General features: G+C 57.0%; 15 protein-coding genes. 12 read left to right on the top strand and 3 right to left on the bottom strand.

Annotation, left to right across the window (positions count from 1 at the left end; genetic code table 11):
• Positions 1-6: 6 nt before the first annotated feature.
• The 11 genes from wzy (at position 7) to IB255_RS09080 (ending at position 12,793) form a co-directional block, all read left to right on the top strand.
• The gene (gene wzy, locus IB255_RS09130; protein ID WP_081517862.1) at positions 7-1,311 is read left to right on the top strand and encodes an O-antigen polysaccharide polymerase Wzy; all 1,305 of its coding nucleotides are present in this window, start codon (positions 7-9) and stop codon (positions 1,309-1,311) included.
• Positions 1,304-2,431 carry a glycosyltransferase gene (locus IB255_RS09125; protein ID WP_192210120.1) on the top strand — a complete coding sequence of 376 codons (1,128 nt, stop codon included), beginning with the start codon at positions 1,304-1,306 and terminating at the stop codon, positions 2,429-2,431. The genes wzy and IB255_RS09125 overlap by 8 nt, the downstream gene beginning before the upstream one ends.
• Positions 2,428-3,663, top strand: coding sequence for a glycosyltransferase (locus tag IB255_RS09120; protein WP_081517860.1), 1,236 nt, complete (start codon positions 2,428-2,430; stop codon positions 3,661-3,663). Before IB255_RS09125 ends, IB255_RS09120 begins: the two co-directional genes overlap by 4 nt.
• Positions 3,664-3,700: 37 nt before the next feature.
• A complete protein-coding gene (locus IB255_RS09115) occupies positions 3,701-5,110 on the top strand; it encodes a mannose-1-phosphate guanylyltransferase/mannose-6-phosphate isomerase (RefSeq protein WP_081517859.1) in 1,410 nt (469 codons plus the stop codon).
• Positions 5,111-5,315: 205 nt separating this feature from the next.
• Positions 5,316-6,731: an undecaprenyl-phosphate glucose phosphotransferase gene (locus IB255_RS09110; protein WP_081517858.1), complete on the top strand. Its 1,416-nt coding sequence runs from the start codon at positions 5,316-5,318 to the stop codon at positions 6,729-6,731.
• Between the two features lie 166 nt (positions 6,732-6,897).
• A complete protein-coding gene (locus IB255_RS09105; protein WP_192210119.1) occupies positions 6,898-8,004 on the top strand; it encodes a polysaccharide biosynthesis/export family protein in 1,107 nt (368 codons plus the stop codon).
• A 9-nt stretch (positions 8,005-8,013) separates the two neighbouring features.
• Complete coding sequence (locus IB255_RS09100) at positions 8,014-8,670, top strand: YjbF family lipoprotein (RefSeq protein WP_192210117.1); 657 nt, start codon at positions 8,014-8,016, stop codon at positions 8,668-8,670.
• Positions 8,667-9,440 (top strand): capsule biosynthesis GfcC family protein, encoded by a 774-nt coding sequence (locus IB255_RS09095; RefSeq protein WP_192210115.1) that lies wholly within the window; start codon positions 8,667-8,669, stop codon positions 9,438-9,440. Before IB255_RS09100 ends, IB255_RS09095 begins: the two co-directional genes overlap by 4 nt.
• Positions 9,437-11,524 (top strand): YjbH domain-containing protein, encoded by a 2,088-nt coding sequence (locus IB255_RS09090; protein WP_192210110.1) that lies wholly within the window; start codon positions 9,437-9,439, stop codon positions 11,522-11,524. The genes IB255_RS09095 and IB255_RS09090 overlap by 4 nt, the downstream gene beginning before the upstream one ends.
• 81 nt (positions 11,525-11,605) lie before the next feature.
• Positions 11,606-12,007 (top strand): YbaY family lipoprotein, encoded by a 402-nt coding sequence (locus IB255_RS09085; protein WP_151186251.1) that lies wholly within the window; start codon positions 11,606-11,608, stop codon positions 12,005-12,007.
• Positions 12,008-12,115: 108 nt separating this feature from the next.
• A complete protein-coding gene (locus IB255_RS09080) occupies positions 12,116-12,793 on the top strand; it encodes a DUF4197 domain-containing protein (protein WP_081517852.1) in 678 nt (225 codons plus the stop codon).
• Between the two features lie 197 nt (positions 12,794-12,990).
• On the opposite strand, the gene IB255_RS09075 is transcribed toward IB255_RS09080, so the two are convergent.
• The 3 genes from IB255_RS09075 to IB255_RS09065 form a co-directional block, all read right to left on the bottom strand.
• The gene (locus IB255_RS09075; protein ID WP_225594734.1) at positions 12,991-13,455 is read right to left on the bottom strand and encodes a Bro-N domain-containing protein; all 465 of its coding nucleotides are present in this window, start codon (positions 13,453-13,455) and stop codon (positions 12,991-12,993) included.
• Between the two features lie 542 nt (positions 13,456-13,997).
• Positions 13,998-17,066 carry an efflux RND transporter permease subunit gene (locus IB255_RS09070; RefSeq protein ID WP_192210109.1) on the bottom strand — a complete coding sequence of 1,023 codons (3,069 nt, stop codon included), beginning with the start codon at positions 17,064-17,066 and terminating at the stop codon, positions 13,998-14,000.
• 6 nt (positions 17,067-17,072) lie between these two features.
• The gene (locus IB255_RS09065; protein WP_081517850.1) at positions 17,073-18,176 is read right to left on the bottom strand and encodes an efflux RND transporter periplasmic adaptor subunit; all 1,104 of its coding nucleotides are present in this window, start codon (positions 18,174-18,176) and stop codon (positions 17,073-17,075) included.
• 97 nt (positions 18,177-18,273) lie between these two features.
• Between IB255_RS09065 and IB255_RS09060 the strand changes: the two genes are divergently transcribed.
• A complete protein-coding gene (locus IB255_RS09060; RefSeq protein ID WP_081517849.1) occupies positions 18,274-18,906 on the top strand; it encodes a TetR/AcrR family transcriptional regulator in 633 nt (210 codons plus the stop codon).
• The last annotated feature ends 290 nt before the right edge of the window (positions 18,907-19,196 follow it).

Genomic DNA, 19,196 nt, shown 5'->3' with positions numbered 1-19,196 from the left:
TCAACAATGTCAGAAATCCTCATAGCTATCACTATCCTTCTTTCAATCACAGGATCCGTAAGAATATACAAATCCACAAAAGAAGCAGTTTCTATAGTTTTTTTTATACCCGTTATTGTATTTTTTTGCTTAAGACCCTTACTCTATTTAATATCAGGATTCAAAGCACCATACGTACATCAGATTAGTGGGACAGATCTATTTACGTATCAAATTTCAGGTGTGATTTTTTGCGTAACAGCAATTATATTTTTCCCTAGATTTTATAAAATACCTTATGAAAGACTCTTTGAGTCAAAGTCAGCCGAACGTGTATTCGGTAATTCTTCATCATTTAAACCATTGATCTTAATTCTATTTTTCTCCACCATTTCTTACATAGCAAACACCCTCAGATTCCATTCATTTACCTACCCCCTTGAATCCCACAATCACTTTGCTGCAATGATGGATCTCGCGGGCTCAAGCTATTATTTAAACTATCTATCCGAAGCACTGCTCATACCAATCTTATTGGGGCTAGGACGAGCATCAAGATCAAACAACAAAATTAAACTTGCGACATACTTATTAATAACATGCACCATCTACGTATTTATTGGGGCACCCTCCACTAGATCATGGGCAATAATAATATTGGCCACAATAATATTCAGCAACCATACTCGCTTAGGATTTAAAACATTAGCGCCATGTCTTCTAACACTTCCGCTACTCCCTATAATACTATATATATTCAATCAACTCCGCCAAAACATACCTATTGACTGGTCTGAAACCCTTTACAACTCATATAGCAGTCTATATATAAATTTCCTTCAATTTGAAAATTCAATACTACTAATACAAAAACTTAAATCCCATGAGTGGTTCTACTTTTCTCAACTACTTCCTGCTTTAACACCACTTATCGCAATACCGTCTGCAATATTCCCATGGAAGCCAGCAATGGACAAGGATGCGCAACTAACAGATCTTATATTTGGGAAATTTGGATTAGACAACTCGATTTACGCAGAAGGATCCACACTCACATACACAGTCCCAATGTCCGGATATGCCGATCTTGGATATATAGGCGTATTTATCTCTTCACTTGTATTTATTTGGCTGGCAAGCCTATATCTTAGACTTGCGTCTTGCAACTGGACGAGAGTCTTAATGATATTTTTATTTATAAGAACAACGCTTGGATTCCGCGTTGCAGCAGAAGCGAACTTCGCTTTCGCGTACTTCTTAATGGCAATGCTAGTCCCAATAACTATATTTGTAAGATTGACACTAACCCGCCACCGATTAAAAAATGAATAACCACATAATATTTGTCACCTTTGGAGATTTTGCGAACCTGTCCGATGGCGGTAGTAAATTTTCAAATGGAATACTCGAAAGCTTAAATAAAATATACAAAAACATCACAACGTATAATTTTTACGACAATACAAGAATTAGAAATAGAAAAATTCGAAAACTCATCGCCGCTATAATCTGCGCAATAAAAAAACTGCCCCTCCCGGTTGCCTACTTTTATAGCCGCGCACTTATAAAGAATTTACTTAATCATATCCAGAAAGTTGTAGAAAGCACCACTCCACCTGAAAAAATAATTGTCATTATCGATCACCTGGAGCTTTGCTACCTCATACCTATACTTAAGTCAAGATACAGCTCATTAATAACAATAATACATATTAGCCACAACCATGAATCATCTCTATTTCAGCAAAGATTTTCTTCAAACTTAATATATCGGTTCTCAGAGTATTTCAGAGAGTATTCCGACTTCGAACGTGATGCAATAATGGAAAGCAACGTCATTCTTTCTATTTCTGAGGATGAAACACGCTTCTACACTGAGCTATTAAAGTCTCAAAAGCCTACTATCCCTCCGCCTGTAATCACTATCCCACCTATATTTTCATATCCGCGCAGCATAATTAACATCGACGCAAACGCAATTAATTACAAAGTTGTATTCCTAGCCAATTTAAACTGGTGGCCAAACATACAGGCATACAACTGGATTCGAGACTCACTTTCCAAATCGTTACCAAAAAACATAAAAATACATATATATGGCAATGGGAGTCTTCGCTATCAAGACACAACAAATATTGCTCATCATGGATTTGCCCCAGATATATATAGCATATGGAAGGACGCGATTTGCTCTATCGCTCCAATAATCTCGGGATCTGGGGTCAATATAAAAGTTGCTGAAAGCCTATACAATAATATCCCAGTTATCGGGACGGCATTGGCATTCAAAGGAATAGCACAAAAAAATCTAAGCGGAGCTATTACTGCTGATTTGAATTCAACCCAATGGGTTTCTCTATTGATTGAGATGACAAAATCGCGCGAAGTAATTTCAAAGCCTAACTACCCCGACGCCGATGAGATTCTAGCCGAAATTCGTAGGTTCATATGAAACACAGATTATTAATGGTACTGGCACGAGAGCTTTTTCCTATTGATGGGGGGAGAGAATTCTTACTTGTTGATCTAATAAAGCGACTCTCCCCACACGTAGAAATCCACCTCGCGATTTTCCCAAACAAGAGCACACCGGGAAATTTAGAAAGCTTGCCATATACAACACTGGGAATATCGTCTTTAACAATACTTTCCCAGCCAACTAAATTAGAAACACTCGGAAACCTAATCTCCTCAATAGGAACAATACAAGAGAGCTTATTCTTCAAAAAAAGAAATCTTGAGGAAATACAAAAAATCATTTCAACCCTTGAGATTAAGTGCATATACTTCGACATGATTAGGCTATTCCGATATGCAAAAAAGCTGTACTCCCGTGGTGACGTAAACATAATTTATGACTTAGACGACCTTATATCAGATAGATATATTTATTTCTTGAAAAATAATAAATCACTTAAAAACCCTCTTGGCAGCTACGCCAAAATATTCAACTCAAAGGTTTTCAAATTTACTTTCAGGGCTCTAACTAAGCCAATTCTTTCCTATGAAGCTCATGCTGCATTTAGGCGCGAAAGTGAGGTTTCAGAAATAAGTAAAGTTGTGTTATTAACCTCTCCTACTGAAGTTCTAAGCTATAGAGAAAGAGTTAAACAAAATATCTTGGTTCTACCTAACTTCCCAATCATAGAAAAGGCTACGGATATTATCTATTCGAGCAATGAGAAAGAGATTATCTGGATCGGAAACAATACCATCCCACACAATTCCGCCGCTCTTGATTTAATCATAAAAGAAATATTACCAAGACTCCCGGAGTTCAAGCTAAAGGTAGCAGGAAAGCTAGACAACGATAGTTTAAATCCGAAATATGGAAGTAACATTGAATTTCTTGGATATGTGGACTCAATAAAATATATATACAAAAGAGGCAGCATTTTGATTGCGCCATTTTTATTTGGAACAGGAATAAAAATAAAGCTGCTAGAGGCACTTTCCTACGATGTAGCAGTAATCACCAATAACATAGGATTTCAAGGAATACCATATGACAAGAATAACTTATTCAAACCCATAGAAGATATAGAAGAGATGGCAAGAATAGCCAGACGTATGACTACAGACGAATTCTTTTTGTCCCAATGGATAACAGAGCAACAAAAAACACTTAAGAATAATTTCTCAAAAAGCCATGAATTAAAAATTCTTGAAGTAGCACTTTCGTAATTACACACCAACATCTACCACGGATCGACTACCACAAATGCTAATTCCAATTGTAATGGCCGGCGGATCCGGCTCTCGCTTATGGCCTATGTCACGTCAGCTAAACCCAAAGCAGTTTCTTCGAATGACAGATAGCAGTCTTTCAATGCTTCAATCAACTATAAACAGGCTTCGAGGACTAAACATTAAAGACCCTTACCTGATTTGCAATGAGCAGCACCGATTTATTGCAGCGGAGCAGCTACGCCAATTAGACCTTGTCGGTGCACGAATATTGTTGGAGCCTACTAGTAGAAGTACCGCACCGGCCATTGCACTCGCTGCTCTGCAGATAGTTTCAGAGTTCGAAGATGCTAACTTACTAGTTCTTGCAGCAGACCATATGCTAAAGGATGTTGAAACCTTCCACTCAAGCGTCCGCGATGCAATCCCCTTAGCGAATGATGGAAAACTCGTGACTTTTGGGATAGTTCCAACCTCACCAGAGTCTGGTTATGGGTACATAGAAAGAGGGGAGAGCATTTGTAACTTAGGCTTTTCCGTCCGCCGTTTTGTAGAAAAACCGAGCCAAGCAGAAGCAGCGGGCTACATTGCGAGCGGAAATTTCTTTTGGAACAGCGGAATGTTCATGTTTAAAGCAACCCGCTACTTGGAGGAGCTAGAAAAATTCCACCCGGACATTCTTAGGGTTTGTCGCGAAGCGTTAAGCCGATCAAGTCAAGATATGAATTTCACACGATTTGATCTTGGCACATTTTCTGAGTGTCCTGAAAGCTCGATTGATTACGCCGTTATGGAAAGAACATCTTCAGCTGCAATGGTTCCGATGGACGCAGGTTGGAGTGACATTGGATCTTGGTCTGCACTCTGGGATATCAGTGAAAAGAATTTAGAGGGAAATGTGTCGATTGGAGATGTAATAACCCATGAAACCAAAAACTCTTACGTCCATTCTAATAGCCGCTTAATAGCCACATTAGGAGTTGAAAATTTAGTTATTATAGAGACAAAGGATGCCATCCTAGTTGCAAACAAAGACAAGGCTCAGGATGTAAAGGAAATTATCAAAGGAATGAAGAGCAGCAACCGGCATGAGCATATAAATCACAGAGAGGTTTCTCGCCCTTGGGGGCACTACGACTCTATTGATACAGGCACTCGCTATCAGGTTAAGCGAATAACTGTTCAGCCAGGAGCTAAGCTTTCAGTACAAATGCACCACCATCGTGCAGAGCATTGGATAGTTGTCAGCGGTACGGCTAAGGTTACTAATGGTAGCGAGACTTATCTAGTCACAGAGAATCAATCAACTTATATTCCGGTCGGCCAGATTCACGCATTAGAGAACCCAGGAGTCATTCCTCTTGAGTTAATCGAGGTACAGTCCGGAACCTATCTCGGAGAGGATGATATAGTTCGCCTTGGCGACAAATACGGGCGCGCTTGATCTGGACCTAAACTAATAATTAACCACAACTCATAATTAATAATACATCCAACACTGTTAATTTTTCAATAACTACAGTTTCCCGATAGATCCGGGATCCGCTAGGCCCAACCTAAGCACCGCCATTAGTATCATGGGGCTCCCCGTTCCCGAAAGAAGTTCTACTTTCCCAGAGTTCACCGATATATCTAGAGAGAATACTAAAATGAATACCAGGGACCGCGGAATTCTCCGCCCCCATCAAGCCACTATCTCCGTCCTGCAGAAGATGCTCGATCTTTGTGTCATCTGCTTCAGTATGGAACTGGTGCTCATTGCCAACAAAGACCACTGGGACTATTCAGCGGTCATCGCAACGCTGTTTGCCCTGGTTATCTTCTATCTGCTCAGCGACTTCGGTCAGCTGTACACCTCCTGGCGAGGTGAGCGAACGCGCGAAGAACTCCGCAAGGTGGCCGGCATCTGGGCAGTCAGCTTCGCGGGAGTGGCTGTCGCGGATTATCTGATTCCTGAAATCACCCTGCTCGATGCAAAAGGTCAGGTTCAGTGGTTTTCTCTGGTACTGATCAGCCTCGGAGGCTACCGCATTCTGTTGCGCTCCGGCCTGCATGCGCTGCGGCGTCGCGGCTTCAATACCCGCTCGATCGCCATTGCCGGGGCCGGCTCACTGGGGCAACGCCTGGCCAGCAACATTGCCGGCGCTCCGTGGATGGGCTTGGAGCTCGCCGGCTTCTACGACGATGTTCGCTGTGAGCCGGTCAGCCTGGGCAAGGGAAAGGTCCAGCTCCCCATTTCCGGTGATCTGGAGAAGCTGGTCGAGCAAGCGCGCGCCGGCAAGCTGGATCGTGTCTACATCACCCTGCCCATGCGCAGCGAAGAGCGCATCAAGTGGCTGGTCGGGCAATTGAGCGATACCACCGTCTCAGTGCACATCGTGCCCGATGTTTTCGTCTTCGACCTGCTCCACGCCCGCGCACAGAACATCGACGGCATCCCCACCATCAGTATCTTCGACAGCCCCATGGTTGGCGCTGGCGCGCTGGTCAAGCGCCTGGAAGATATCGTGCTGTCCACACTGATCCTCTGCCTGATCGCCATACCGATGCTGCTGATCTCTGCGGCGGTGAAGTTCACCTCGCCGGGCCCGGTGTTCTTCAAGCAGAAGCGCTATGGCATCGATGGCCGCTCCATCGAAGTCTGGAAGTTCCGCAGCATGCGGGTAATGGAAAACGGCGCGAAGGTGACGCAAGCGACTCGCAACGACAGCCGCATCACCCCGGTCGGTGCCTTCCTGCGCCGCACGTCGCTGGATGAGTTGCCGCAGTTCATCAACGTGCTGCTCGGCGACATGTCCATCGTTGGTCCACGCCCCCATGCAATCGCCCACAACGAGGAATACCGCGGGCAGATCAGCAGTTACATGCTGCGTCACAAGGTCAAGCCGGGCATCACCGGGTGGGCGCAGGTGAATGGCTGGCGCGGGGAGACCGACACCCTGGAGAAGATGCAAAAGCGGGTGGAGTTCGACCTCGCCTACATCAATAACTGGTCACTCTGGTGGGACCTGAAGATCGTCTTCCTGACCCTGTTCAAGGGCTTCGTTCACCAGAACGCCTACTGAACCACCGCCAGCACGCCTTAACCAGATATCCCCTTCACCAGCCTCTCTCTTTTCTGACAGCCACCTTCCAAGTCGGTTGCTAACCTGCGCCACCTCCCAGGCTCCCGCTGCCAAACGCCGCTGAGGAAGCCTCACTGTCCATTCCATTTCCTATCCTGGCTTCGTCATGATTCGTCCATTGTCCGTCGCTATCCTTACCGCCCTCGCCTTGCAAGGCTGCATGTTCTCCCCCGGCCAGTACCTGGATACCGGGCGACTGACGCAGGAAGACTCGGCTGAATCCAGCCGCGTCCAACTGGTGCAGATCACTCCCAAACTGCTCACGATCGAAGCCGCGACACAGAAGACGGAGTCGATCCCGACGGAGCTGACCAGCTTCCACCCCGAGAGCTATCAGATCGGCGCTGGTGACCTGCTTTACATCACCGTGTGGGACCACCCCGAGCTCACCTCTCCGGCTGGCCAGCAACAACAGACCGACGCCAACGGGCGACTGGTCCGGCCCGACGGCACGCTGTTCTACCCCTACATTGGCACCTTGCAGGTCGCCGGTCACACCATCGAAGACGTCCGCAAGACCATCAGCCTGGCGCTCTCGGCCTATGTGGAAGAGCCGCAGGTCGATATCGCCATCCTGCGCTTCGCCAGCCAGCGCGTGCTGCTCAATGGCGCCTTCATCAAGGCCGGGCCACAAGCGATCACCACGACGCCGCTGACCCTGATGGAAGCCATCGGTGCCGCCCAGCTCGACACCGTCAATGCCGACCTCTCCGGCCTGACCCTACAGCGCGACAACCAGGTCTACCCCTTGAACCTGGATGCCCTGAATACAGCGCAGGGCTCCGACCTGTACGGCCTTTATCTGAAGGACGGCGATCGCATTTACCTGCCCTACAACGACCGCAAGAAGGTCTACCTGATGCGCGAGGTCAACGCCCCGCGCGCTCTGACCTTCAAGACTCGCGACATGAACCTGGCCGATGCGCTGGGCAGTGTCGGCGGCTTGAACCAGACCACGGCCAGCGGCAAGGCGGTTTATGTCATCCGCGGGGTCGAGAACCTCGAACAGGAACGCGCCACGGTCTTCCAGCTCGACGCCAACTCGCCCACCGCGTTCATCCTGGCCCAGCAGTTCCAGCTGCAGCCGCAGGACGTGGTCTACGTTGGCCCGGCCGGCGTGACGCGCTGGAACCGCCTGATCAGCCAGTTGGTGCCGTCCGCCGGCATCCTGGGCACCGGTTCGACCGTGCAGCGCAACCTCAACAACAACTGACCCCTAGCCATGAACGCCCTTCGCTTGCCGCTGCTGGCCTCTCTGGCCGCCTCGCTGTGCGCCTGCAATCCCCTGATGCAAGGCTCCCTGAACACCCTCGGCGCCAGCCTCAGCCGCCCAGCGCCGCTGGAGCTGACCCGCGCTCAGGTCGAAGCCCTGCCCTATTACCAGATTCAGGTCACCACCGAGTACGGCTCGGCGGTGATGGCCCTGGTACGCATCCAGGGCGACCTGCAGTACTGGCGCACTTCTTCAGGCCAATTTCTGCTGCTGCAGGATGGCGTCGTGGTGCGCACCCTGGGCTTCCCGAATGACCTGTTGAGCACAAGGCTCAGCGCTGATTCGCCCTTCCACCGGGGGTTGCACCAGATCACCGACGGCCAGCAGAGCCAACGCAGCGTCGATCTCGGACCTGATTATCAGCTGGGCGTCCTCGTCAACGGCAATCTCTCCCACGGCGGCACCGAGACCATACGTGTTCTCGATCAAGACCTGGCTCTCCTGCGCATCGACGAGCAGTTGAGTGCGCCCATCGACGGAATGTCGTCGACCAATCGCTACTGGGTCGATCCCAAGGACGGTTTCATCCTGCAGAGCCAGCAGCAGGTCGCACCGGGGTTGAACGTCACCATTACCCAACTGCGCCCACTCCGGGGGCAACCATGAAGTTCGCTCGACTCTGCTGCCTGGCCGCCTGCTTCCTGGCCAGCACCACGCTCCTCGCCGCTTCCCGTATCGAAGTACTGGGCTCCCTGCCCTCCCCCGGGGAAAAGCAGATCGCCGAAGGCCTGCGCCTGGGGCAGTTGCTCGGGCAGTTGCAGGTGGACCCTCTCGGTTACTGGCTCGGTGCATCCTGGCAACGGCAAAGCCTGAAGCAGGAACAACAGCGGCTGAAGGCCGGCATCCTGTTCGATCTGATCCAGTTGCAACGTCTGGCCCGACTGCAGGACAACCCCAGCCTGGCGAACGCCGCGCGGCAGTTGAACGAGCAGGTAAGCGCACTTCCGGTGACCGGTCGAAAGATCTACCCGCTTGACCCGCTCGCCGTGGAGTTGAACGCAGCACACTCGCCGAAACTGCTGGGCGGCGACCGCCTGATCTTTCCGCCCCGCCCGGACTACCTTCGCATCGTCGGCGCGGTATCGCAGGACTGCGCACTCCCATTCGTTCCGTTGCAGCAGGCCTATCGCTACGCACAACAGTGCCCCGCATTGGCCGACGCAGACCCGGACTACCTCTACCTGATCCAGCCCGACGGCCAGGTGACGCGCCTGGGCATTGCCCTGTGGAACCGTGAAGAAGCGGTTCCGCCGGCTCCCGGTGCCGTGTTGCTGGTTCCACTGAACGCCAGCGATATCAATGCCATCGCCCCGGACCTGAACCGCGAGCTGGCCGAGTTTCTCGCCACCCAGCCCTTGCCGGCGGACGCACCATGAACCTTCGCTACGGTCTTTACCCCCTGCTGGTCGTTGCCAGCCTGGCGAGCGCCGAACCCCGCTATACCCAGAATGATTTCGGCGGCGTCGGCCTGCTGCAAACCCCCACTGCGCGCATGGCGCCGGCCGGGGAAATCAGCATCAACGCCAACCGCACCGATCCCTACTCACGCTACAGCTTCTCGTTGCAGCCGTTCGACTGGATGGAGGGCACCTTCCGTTACACGTCCATCAGCAACCGCAAGTACGGGCCCGATGATCTGAGTGGCGACCAGAGCTACAAGGACAAGGCCTTCGACGTCAAATTCCGTCTCCTGCAGGAAAGTCGCTGGGTACCGGAAATCGCCTTGGGCGGGCGCGACGTTGGCGGCACTGGATTGTTCTCCAGCGAGTATCTCGTGGGGAACAAGCGTGTGGGTGATCTGGATTTCAGTCTTGGGCTGGCCTGGGGTTACATCGGCAACCGTGGCGAACTGGATAACCCGCTGGGGTGGATCGATGACAGATTCAACACGCGGCCTACTTCCGAGGGCACCGGAGAGCTGAGCTCCAATAGCTACTTCCGCGGCCGCCCCTCCCCCTTCGGCGGCATCAACTGGCAAACCCCCTGGGAGCCGCTCTCGCTCAAGCTGGAATACGACGGCAACGACTACCAGCACGAGCCGCTGAACAACAACCAGAAGCAGAGTTCGCCCTTCAACATCGGCATGGTTTTCAAGGCCAACGACGCGATCGACCTGACTGCCGCCTTCGAGCGCGGCAACACGGCAATGTTCGGCATCACCTTGCACACCAACTTCGCCACGCGCACGGCACCGGCCAAGGTCAGCGACCCGGCCCCCGAACCCCTGGTGGAGCGCACGTCCGAGCCCGGTACCAGCTCAGCGGATTGGGCAGACGTCTCCCGCCGCGTTGAGGAAAATGCCGGCTACAAGGTCGAACGCATCACCCGCAAGAACAGCGAAGTGGTGGTCTATGGCGAGCAGACCCGCTACCTCTACCCGCCCGAAGCCGTCGGCCGTGCCGCGCGCATCCTCGACAACAGCGCCGATGACGATGTCCAGTGGTTCACCGTCGTCGATACCCGCTATGGCCAACCCATGGTCGAAACCAGCGTACCGCGCAAAGTATTCCGTGACGTGGCCAACCAGGAACGCCCGCTGGAAGACCTGCGCCGCAGCACCGAACAGAACGTACCGCTGCCGCAGCAGGAAGAGCTGCTCTACGCACAGCAACCCGACCCGTTCAGCTACAACGTCGGGCTGGGCTACAACCAGAGCATCGGCGGGCCGGACAACTTCCTCCTCTACCAATTCACCGCCGATCTCGACAGCGAATACCGCTTCACGCCGAGCCTGTGGGCGAACGGCCTGCTCAGCGTCAACCTGATCAACAACTACGACGACTTCAAGTACGACGCCCCCAGCGGGCTGCCGCGAGTGCGCACGGACATCCGTCAGTACATGACGACCTCCAACGTCACCCTGCCGACCTTCCAGCTGAACAAGACCGCACGGCTGGACCAGGACCTCTACGGCATGGTCTACGGCGGCTACCTGGAAAGCATGTACGCCGGCGCTGGCGGCGAATTGCTGTACCGCCCAATGAATCAGGACTGGGCGCTGGGCGCCAACCTTGACCTGGTGCGCCAGCGCGATTTCGACCAGCACTTGGGCTTGCGTGACTACCAGACGGCGACCGGCTTCGTCACCCTCTACTGGCAGACCGGCTTCGAAGACATCCTCGCCACCGCAAGCGCCGGCCGCTATCTCGCACGGGACTGGGGTGGCACCCTGGACCTTTCACGGCAGTTCCGCAACGGCGTCCGCTTCGGCGCCTGGGTGACGCTGACCACCGCCAGCAAAGACGAATACGGCGAAGGCAGCTTCGACAAGGGCATGTACGTATCGATCCCCTTCGATGAGCTGATGAGCAGCTCCACCATGCGCCGCGCCAATCTCTCCTGGGACCCGCTGACCCGCGATGGCGGCGCAAGGCTCAACCACTACTACTCGTTGTATGACCTCACGGACGGGCGCGACCAGACGATGTTCCAGAACCTCTTCGGACGTATCGTGAAATAACTCGACGCTCACTTGGATCATGGCGCGGAAACCAAAGTCCCCCACAATGGTCTGACGCCCCTTGGTTCAAAGGAGAGCTCCATGAAGAAAACCCTTCCCCTGCTGCTGATGACCGGCCTGCTCACCGCCTGTAGTTCCAACTTCTCCGGCGACAAGGCGTCGCTGGATGGCGAAGTCGTCTACCTGCAACGCATCGCCCTGCCGCCGACCGCCCAGGTCACCGTCAGCCTGCAGGACGTATCGCTGGCCGATGCCCCGGCGGTCGATCTGGCCCAGCAGCAACTGGAGCCCGGGCGTCAGGTGCCGCTGGCGTTCCATCTGGATTACGACCGCAACCAGGTCAAACCGGGCCACACCTACGCCGTCAGCGCGCGTATCGAGGACAGCGGCCGCCTGCTGTTCATCACCACCGAGCGCCACAGCGTGAAACTCGATGGCAGCGATCCGCAGCCGCTGCGCGTCCGCGTCGACCCTGTGCGCTGATTCACCGCGCCGCCGGGTTTTCCCCGGCGGCCATCCTCCGTTAATCTCCCCCCTCCATTCTCCACCTCGGCGGTTCGCAAACCGCCGGGTTTCGCCAAGGAAGTACCGATGCTGCGATTCCCCGTTCTGCTGGCCGGCGCCCTGCTGTCCGTCAATGCCTTCGCCCTGTCCCTCTCCGACCTCAGCCAGAGCGACGCCACCGGCGGCCTGAAGGATGCGCTGACCCAGGGTGCACAGGTAGCCGTGAAGCAGCTCAGCCAGCCCGGCGGTTTCAGCAATGACCCCGCCGTGCGCATCGAGCTGCCCGGCAAGCTGGGCAAGGCCGCCAAGACCATGAAGCAGTTCGGCATGGGGGCCCAGGTCGACCAGCTCGAGGCGAGCATGAACAAGGCAGCCGAGGCCGCCATGCCGCAAGCACAGGCGCTGCTGGTCGATGCGGTGAAGAAGATGAGCGTGACCGACGCCAAGGGCATCCTCCAGGGCGGCGACCACTCCGCCACCGACTACCTGAACCGCAGCAGCCGCGATCAACTGCGCGCCAAGTTCCTGCCCATCATCAAGCAGGCCACCGACCAGGTGGGCGTGGCCAAGCAGTACAACGCCTTCGCCAGCCAGGCCGCCGCCTTCGGCGTGGTCGATGCGAAGAACGCGAACATCGAGAACTACGTGACCGAGGAAGCGCTGGACGGCCTGTTCAAGCTCATCGCCGAGCAGGAAAAAACCATCCGCCAGAACCCGACTGCAGCGGCCACCGGGCTGGCGAAGAAGGTGTTCGGGGTGCTCTGACTTCGATCCGAACGAGACAAGGGAAAGCCCGGCAACTGCCGGGCTTTTTCGTGCCTGCTTATCTCTCCCCTGTAACAGCGCGCCGGGACGTAAGCGATGGATATCGCTTCGCTCCACACCATCCTACGAAGAGCTCCCCTTTCCGTAGGGCGCATAACCCGGAACGGGTTACCCGCCGTGATGGCTACGTCCGTCTCTCAGCCCAGCAGGCGGGCGGCATCGCCGAAGCGCAGCCAGACGCCGCCTTGCCACTCCAGTACCGCCAGCGGGTAACCCTGCACCTCGCGCACGGCGTGGCGGGGGACGAACCCCGGTGGCAACTGCGCGTCACGCAGGGCCGGCACGACTTCGTTGCTCAGCCACTGGCGCAGGTTGCGGTTTTCCGGGTGGTAGAAGTACACCAGCAGCAGGGTGTAGAGGCCGCTTTCGCTGACCAGTAGCTCGTCCTCTCTCCCGCCTTCGAGCCGTACCCAGCGGTACTGGTCGGCGTCTAGCTTGCGCGGTACGCGGGCGGCGAAGTGGGTATTGGTCAGGCGCGCGAGGTCGCGGGCGGAGAACCAGGCCTGCCGATCAATCATCAGACCGCGCAACGGGCGATCGTAGCGCTGGAAGGTGTGGAAGCTCAGGCCGTTGTCGGCTGGGAACATCGTCGAAGGGTTCATGCGGTCTCTCCCTGTACAGCTCAGTTGGCTACAGCTGGAAAGCCGCCATCCCGGAAAGGGAGGCGGACCGTGCAAGGGTGGAAAACCGGGAGCTTTAAGCCAAAGACCGGCCGGGCCGAAGCCCGCCTCGCACGGTCCGCCATGGACAGCCAGAGTCGGCCCGGCCTTTGAAAAGGCCGGGCCATTCCCTGCTATGGCGAATGCTTAAAGCTCACAGGTTTCCACACCTGACCACGGCTGTTCCGTGGCGGAGAGAACGCTAAGCAGTGGCTTTGTAGGACCGCAACGCCGTTGATGAGTCAGGCGGTTCCCGAATGAATGTCCCGAGCCTGACGGAGTGATCCGGGCTTGGGAATCGTGCTCAGGAAAGGACAGCGAGGGTGACAGGTCGAAGGGTTCGCGTCTGTCGGGTTATTCGCCTCAGAGCGTCGGACGGTGGATAACGCTGCGCGTTATTCGCCCTATATCGGGGTTCGACCTGTAGGAGCGCGCCATGCGCGCGATTCGCGGGCATGGACCGCTCCTACAGGGAGGTACTGAAGCTAGGCCTCTTTCTTCACGCGGAACCAGGCCGCATAGAGCGCCGGCAGGAACAGCAACGTCAGCGCCGTGGCAACGATCAGGCCGCCCATGATCGCCACCGCCATCGGCCCGAAGAACACGCTGCGCGACAGCGGGATCATCGCCAGCACGGCGGCCAGGGCAGTCAGCACGATGGGGCGGAAGCGCCGCACCGTGGCCTCGATGATGGCGTGCCAGGTGTCCAGGCCGTGGGCGCGGTCCTGTTCGATCTGGTCCACGAGGATCACCGAGTTGCGCATGATCATCCCCGCCAGGGCGATGGTGCCGAGCATGGCGACGAAGCCGAAGGGCTTCTGGAACACCAGCAGGAACAGGGTCACGCCGATCAGCCCCAGGGGCGCGGTGAGGAACACCATGATCATCCGCGAGAAGCTGCGCAGCTGGATCATCAGCAGGCTGAGCACCACCACGATGAACAGCGGTACGCCGGCGTTCACCGAGTTCTGCCCCTTGGCCGAATCCTCCACGGTGCCGCCGACGTCCAGCAGGTAGCCGTCGGGCAGCTCGGCGCGGATCGGGTCCAGCGTCGGCGAGATCTGCTTCACCAGGGTCGCTGGCAGCGAGTCGTCGTAGATGTCGGCACGGATGGTCACCGTGGGCAGGCGGTTGCGCCGCCAGATGATGCCTTCCTCGAAGCCGTACTCCAGCGTCGCCACCTGCGACAGCGCCACGCTGCGGCCACTGCTGGTCTGCATCGACAGGCTGGGCAATTGCGAGAGGTCATGCCGGCCACGCTCGTCGCCACGCAGGAGGATCTCGATCAGCTCGTTGTCCTCGCGGTAGTAGCTGACGGTGGAGCCGGTCAGCGAGCTCTGCAGGAACTGCGAGATGTCCGAAGTGCTCACGCCGAGGGCGCGGGCGCGTTCCTGGTCGATGTCGAGGAAGATCGCCTTGCTCGGCTCTTCCCAGTCCAGGTGCACGTTCACCACGTGGGGGTTCTCGCGCATCTTGTCGGCGACCTTGCGCGCCAGTTCGCGGACCTTCGGGATGTGCTCGCCGGAGACGCGGAACTGCACCGGGTAGCCCACCGGCGGGCCGTTCTCCAGGCGGCTGATACGGGTACGCAGGGTCGGGAAGTCTTCGTTCATGTGCTTGATCAGCCACTGACGAATCTCTTCACGGGACTCCAGGCTCTTGGCCAGGACCACGAACTGCGCAAAGCTCGCCGCCGGCAGTTGCTGGTCCAGCGGCAGGTAGAAGCGCGGCGAACCGGTGCCGATATAGGCTACGTAGTTGTCGATGCCCGGATGCTCGGCGAGCATTTTTTCCAGTCGGTTGACCTGCTCGGTGGTGGCGGTCAGCGAGTCACCCTCGGCCAGCTTCAGGTCCACCAGCAGTTCCAGGCGCGCCGAGGGCGGGAAGAATTGCTGCGGCACCAGGCGGAACAGCATGATCGAGCCGATGAAGGCCGCCACGGTGAGCAGGATCACCGTCTTGCGGTAGCGCACACACCACTCCACCACACGGCGGAAGCGCTGGTAGAAAGGCGTCGAATACGGGTCATGGCCCTTGTCGCTGCCGCCATGTTTTTCCGCATGGCGCTTGGCGAGGTCGGGCAACAGCTTCTCACCCAGGTAGGGCACGAAGACCACGGCGGCGATCCAGGAGACCAGCAACGCGATGGTCACCACCTGGAACAGCGAGCGGGTGTATTCGCCGGTGCCCGACTGCGCGGTAGCGATGGGCAGGAAGCCGGCGGCGGTGACCAGGGTGCCGGTGAGCATCGGGAAGGCCGTGCTGGTCCAGGCGTAGCTCGCCGCCTTGAGCCGGTCGTAGCCCTGCTCCATCTTCACCGCCATCATCTCCACGGCAATGATCGCGTCGTCCACCAGCAGGCCCAGCGCCAGCACCAGCGCGCCGAGGGATATCTTGTGCAGGCCGATGCCGAAGTAGTACATGCAGGCGAAGGTCATCGCCAGTACCAGCGGGATCGACAGCGCCACCACCAGGCCGGTGCGCAGGCCGAGGGAGAAGAAGCTCACCAGCAGCACGATGATCAGCGCCTCGGCCAGCACGCGGACGAACTCGCCTACGCCTTCGCGCACCGCTGCCGGCTGGTCGGATACCTTGCGCAGCTCCATACCCGCCGGCAGCGTCTGCTGCAGGCGTTCGAACTCGGCGTCGAGCTTCTTGCCCAGCACCAGGATGTCGCCGCCGTCCTTCATGGCCACGGCGATGCCGATGGCGTCCTCGCCCATGAAGCGCATGCGCGGAGCGGGCGGATCGTTGAAGCCGCGATGGACCTCGGCGACGTCGCCGATGCGGAAGGTGCGATCGCCGACGCGGATCGGGAAGGAGCGGATGTCCTCCACCGAATCGAAACGTCCGGAGACGCGCAGTTGCACGCGGTCGGTCGCGGTCTCGAAGAAGCCGGTGGCGGTCACCGCGTTCTGTTCTTCCAGCGCCTTCTGCACCGCCGCCAACGGCAGGCCGAGGGTCGCGAGCTTGGTGTTGGACAGGTCGATCCAGATCTTCTCGTCCTGCAGGCCGACCAGCTCGACCTTGCCGACGTCCTTGATCCGCTGCAGTTGCAATTGCAGACGGTCGGCGTAGTCCTTGAGCACCGCGTAGTCGAAGCCCTTGCCCGACAGCGCGTAGATATTGCCGAAGGTGGTGCCGAACTCGTCGTTGAAGAACGGCCCCTGGATGCCCTGCGGCAGGGTGTAGCGGATGTCGTTGACCTTCTTGCGGATCTGGTACCAGAGCTCGGGAATGTCGCGGGAGTGGAAGTCCTCGCGGGCGACGAAGGTCACCTGGGATTCGCCGGGGCGGGAGAAGGAGATGATGCGGTCGAAATCACCGGTCTCCATCAGCTTCTTCTCGATGCGCTCGGTGACCTGGCGCGAGACTTCCTCGGCGGTCGCGCCCGGCCAGTTGGTCTTCACCACCATGGCCTTGAAGGTGAACGGCGGGTCCTCGCTCTGCCCCAGCTTGGAGTAGGACAGCGCCCCGACAATGCCCAGCAGGAGCATGAGGTACAGGACGATGGAGCGGTTGTGCAGCGCCCAGGCGGAAAGGTTGAATTGCATCGGGCGTTACTCCTTCGCCACCAGCTTGACCGACCGGTTCTCCCGGTCGACAGGCCGTACCTCCTGACCTTCACGCAGCACCTGCACACCCGCCGCCACCACCCAGTCGCCATCCTTCAGGCCTTCGAGCACTGGCACGCGGTCTTCGGCGTAGGGGCCGATGCGCACCGGGCGGCGATGCAGGGTGGAAGTTTTCGGATCGACTACCCAGACGAACGGCTGGCCGGCTTCGGACGTCAGCGCGGCGAGCGGCACGGCGAGCGGCACGGTGCCCTCGGCATGGATGTAGACGCGGGCGCTCTGGCCCAGCTCGGCCGGCACCTTGGCATCGTCGAACGCCACCCGCGCGGCAAAGGTGCGCGACTGCGGATCGGCCGCCGGCGACAGTTCACGGATCTTGCCGCTGAAGCGCTTGTCGCGCTGCGACCAGAGTTCGACGCTCACCGCCTCGCCGACGCGGAAGCGTTCGAAGGCATGTTCGGGGAAGCTGATCAGCACTTCGCGATCACCATCGGCGGCCAGGGTGAAGACGGTCTGCCCGGCGGCGACCACCTGCCCCACTTCCACCCGGCGGGTGGCGATCACGCCATCCTGGGGCGAGCGCAGCACCGCGTAGCCGGCCTGGTTGCTGGCCACGTCGTACTCGGCGCGAATCTGCTTAACCCGCGCCTCGCCGGCGCGGTAGGTGTTCTCGATGTTGTCGAACTGCGACTGGCTGACCAGCTGGCGCTCCAGCAGGGTCTTGTAGCGGGCGTATTCGGAGCGCACCGTCTGCAGGTTGGCTTCGGCTGCGGCCACCTGGGCGCGCGTGGCTTCGAGCTGCAGGCGGACGTCTTCAGGATCGAGTTCCGCCAGCGGCTGGTCCTTCTTCACCCGTTCGCCGGTTTCCACCAGACGCTTGCTGACTTTTCCGCCGATGCGGAAGGCCAGTTCCGGCTCATGGCGCGCATGCACTTCACCGGGATAGGCCTCGGTGATATCCCGCGCCGGCAGCGGCTGCACCACGATGGCAGGGCGTACCGCGGGCTTCGGCGGCTCGCCGTTACCGCAGGCGGAAAGGGACAGGATGAAGGCAGCAGGCAGCGCGACAGACAGAGCATGGCGGAACATGATGTGTGACCTTTCGCAAAACGCGGTTGGAATTCTTATACTCGCCGGTATAGTAAAAATACAGAACCCATCAGTCCAGTATTAGAAATGTAAAGACATGTCACCAACGAACTCATCGAACGGACCGGGTCGCCCCAAGGATCCGGCCAAGCGCAAGGCCATTCTCGAAGCCGCCAAGGAGCTGTTCGTCCGCTACGGCTACGACGGCAGCAGCATGGAGGCCATCGCCGCCGAGGCCGGGGTGTCCAAGCTCACCGTGTACAGCCACTTCACGGACAAGGAGACGTTGTTCGTCGAGGCGGTGCAGGCCAAGTGCGCCGAGCGCATGCCCGAGCTGTTCGCCGAGCCGCCGGCCGACGCGCCGCTGGAAAGCCTGCTGCTGAACCTGGGTCGCGGCTTCAATCAGTTGATCAACAGCCCCGAGGCGATTGCCCTGAGCCGGCTGATGGTGGCCCAGGGCGCGGGCAACCCGCATCTCTCGCAGCTGTTCTTCGAGGCCGGTCCGCAGCGCGTGCTGGACCAGATGGAGCGCCTGCTGGAGCAGGCCCGCCAGCAGGGCAAGATGAAGATGGACTGCCCGCGTCGAGCCGCCGAGCATTTCCTGATGCTGGTGCAGGGCTGCGTGCACTTCCGCCTGATGATCGGCTGCGAGAATCCGCCGACCGCGGAAGAAGCCGAGGCGCATGTGCAGGAAGTGGTGGCGTTATTCCTCAGGGCCTTTGCGCCCTGATGCTCACCGTAGGGCGCATAACCCGGAACGGGTTATCCGCCGATGCCATGGCGGCGGATAACGCTGGCGCGTTATGCGCCCTACGGGCTGAACAGCCGTAATCGGCTAATCGCGAGAAAACGCGTCGAGATCAAAAGCCCCTCACCCTAACCCTCTCCCGCAAGCGGGAGAGGGGACCGTTCGGCACAGGATGAAACCATAGTGTCAGCCGGCGCGGGCGACTCCCTCTCCCTGAGGGAGAGGGCTGGGGTGAGGGGGAAGCGCAAGCACGGATCGCTCGGCCGGGAAAA

This window comes from Pseudomonas sp. PDM22 (genome assembly GCF_014851965.1).
Taxonomy (GTDB): domain Bacteria; phylum Pseudomonadota; class Gammaproteobacteria; order Pseudomonadales; family Pseudomonadaceae; genus Pseudomonas.
Note: the sequence above shows the minus strand (reverse complement) of the source record. Positions and strands in the feature narration are given on the sequence as shown.

Excerpts from the sequence above, each read along its gene's own strand:
- wzy (WP_081517862.1), top strand. The coding sequence starts at position 7 with ATGTCAGAAATCCTCATAGCTATCACTATCCTTCTTTCAATCACAGGA.
- IB255_RS09125 (WP_192210120.1), top strand. The coding sequence starts at position 1,304 with ATGAATAACCACATAATATTTGTCACCTTTGGAGATTTTGCGAACCTG.
- IB255_RS09120 (WP_081517860.1), top strand. The coding sequence starts at position 2,428 with ATGAAACACAGATTATTAATGGTACTGGCACGAGAGCTTTTTCCTATT.
- IB255_RS09115 (WP_081517859.1), top strand. The coding sequence starts at position 3,701 with ATGCTAATTCCAATTGTAATGGCCGGCGGATCCGGCTCTCGCTTATGG.
- IB255_RS09110 (WP_081517858.1), top strand. The coding sequence starts at position 5,316 with ATGAATACCAGGGACCGCGGAATTCTCCGCCCCCATCAAGCCACTATC.
- IB255_RS09105 (WP_192210119.1), top strand. The coding sequence starts at position 6,898 with ATGATTCGTCCATTGTCCGTCGCTATCCTTACCGCCCTCGCCTTGCAA.
- IB255_RS09100 (WP_192210117.1), top strand. The coding sequence starts at position 8,014 with ATGAACGCCCTTCGCTTGCCGCTGCTGGCCTCTCTGGCCGCCTCGCTG.
- IB255_RS09095 (WP_192210115.1), top strand. The coding sequence starts at position 8,667 with ATGAAGTTCGCTCGACTCTGCTGCCTGGCCGCCTGCTTCCTGGCCAGC.
- IB255_RS09090 (WP_192210110.1), top strand. The coding sequence starts at position 9,437 with ATGAACCTTCGCTACGGTCTTTACCCCCTGCTGGTCGTTGCCAGCCTG.
- IB255_RS09085 (WP_151186251.1), top strand. The coding sequence starts at position 11,606 with ATGAAGAAAACCCTTCCCCTGCTGCTGATGACCGGCCTGCTCACCGCC.
- IB255_RS09080 (WP_081517852.1), top strand. The coding sequence starts at position 12,116 with ATGCTGCGATTCCCCGTTCTGCTGGCCGGCGCCCTGCTGTCCGTCAAT.
- IB255_RS09075 (WP_225594734.1), bottom strand. The coding sequence starts at position 13,455 with ATGAACCCTTCGACGATGTTCCCAGCCGACAACGGCCTGAGCTTCCAC.
- IB255_RS09070 (WP_192210109.1), bottom strand. The coding sequence starts at position 17,066 with ATGCAATTCAACCTTTCCGCCTGGGCGCTGCACAACCGCTCCATCGTC.
- IB255_RS09065 (WP_081517850.1), bottom strand. The coding sequence starts at position 18,176 with ATGTTCCGCCATGCTCTGTCTGTCGCGCTGCCTGCTGCCTTCATCCTG.
- IB255_RS09060 (WP_081517849.1), top strand. The coding sequence starts at position 18,274 with ATGTCACCAACGAACTCATCGAACGGACCGGGTCGCCCCAAGGATCCG.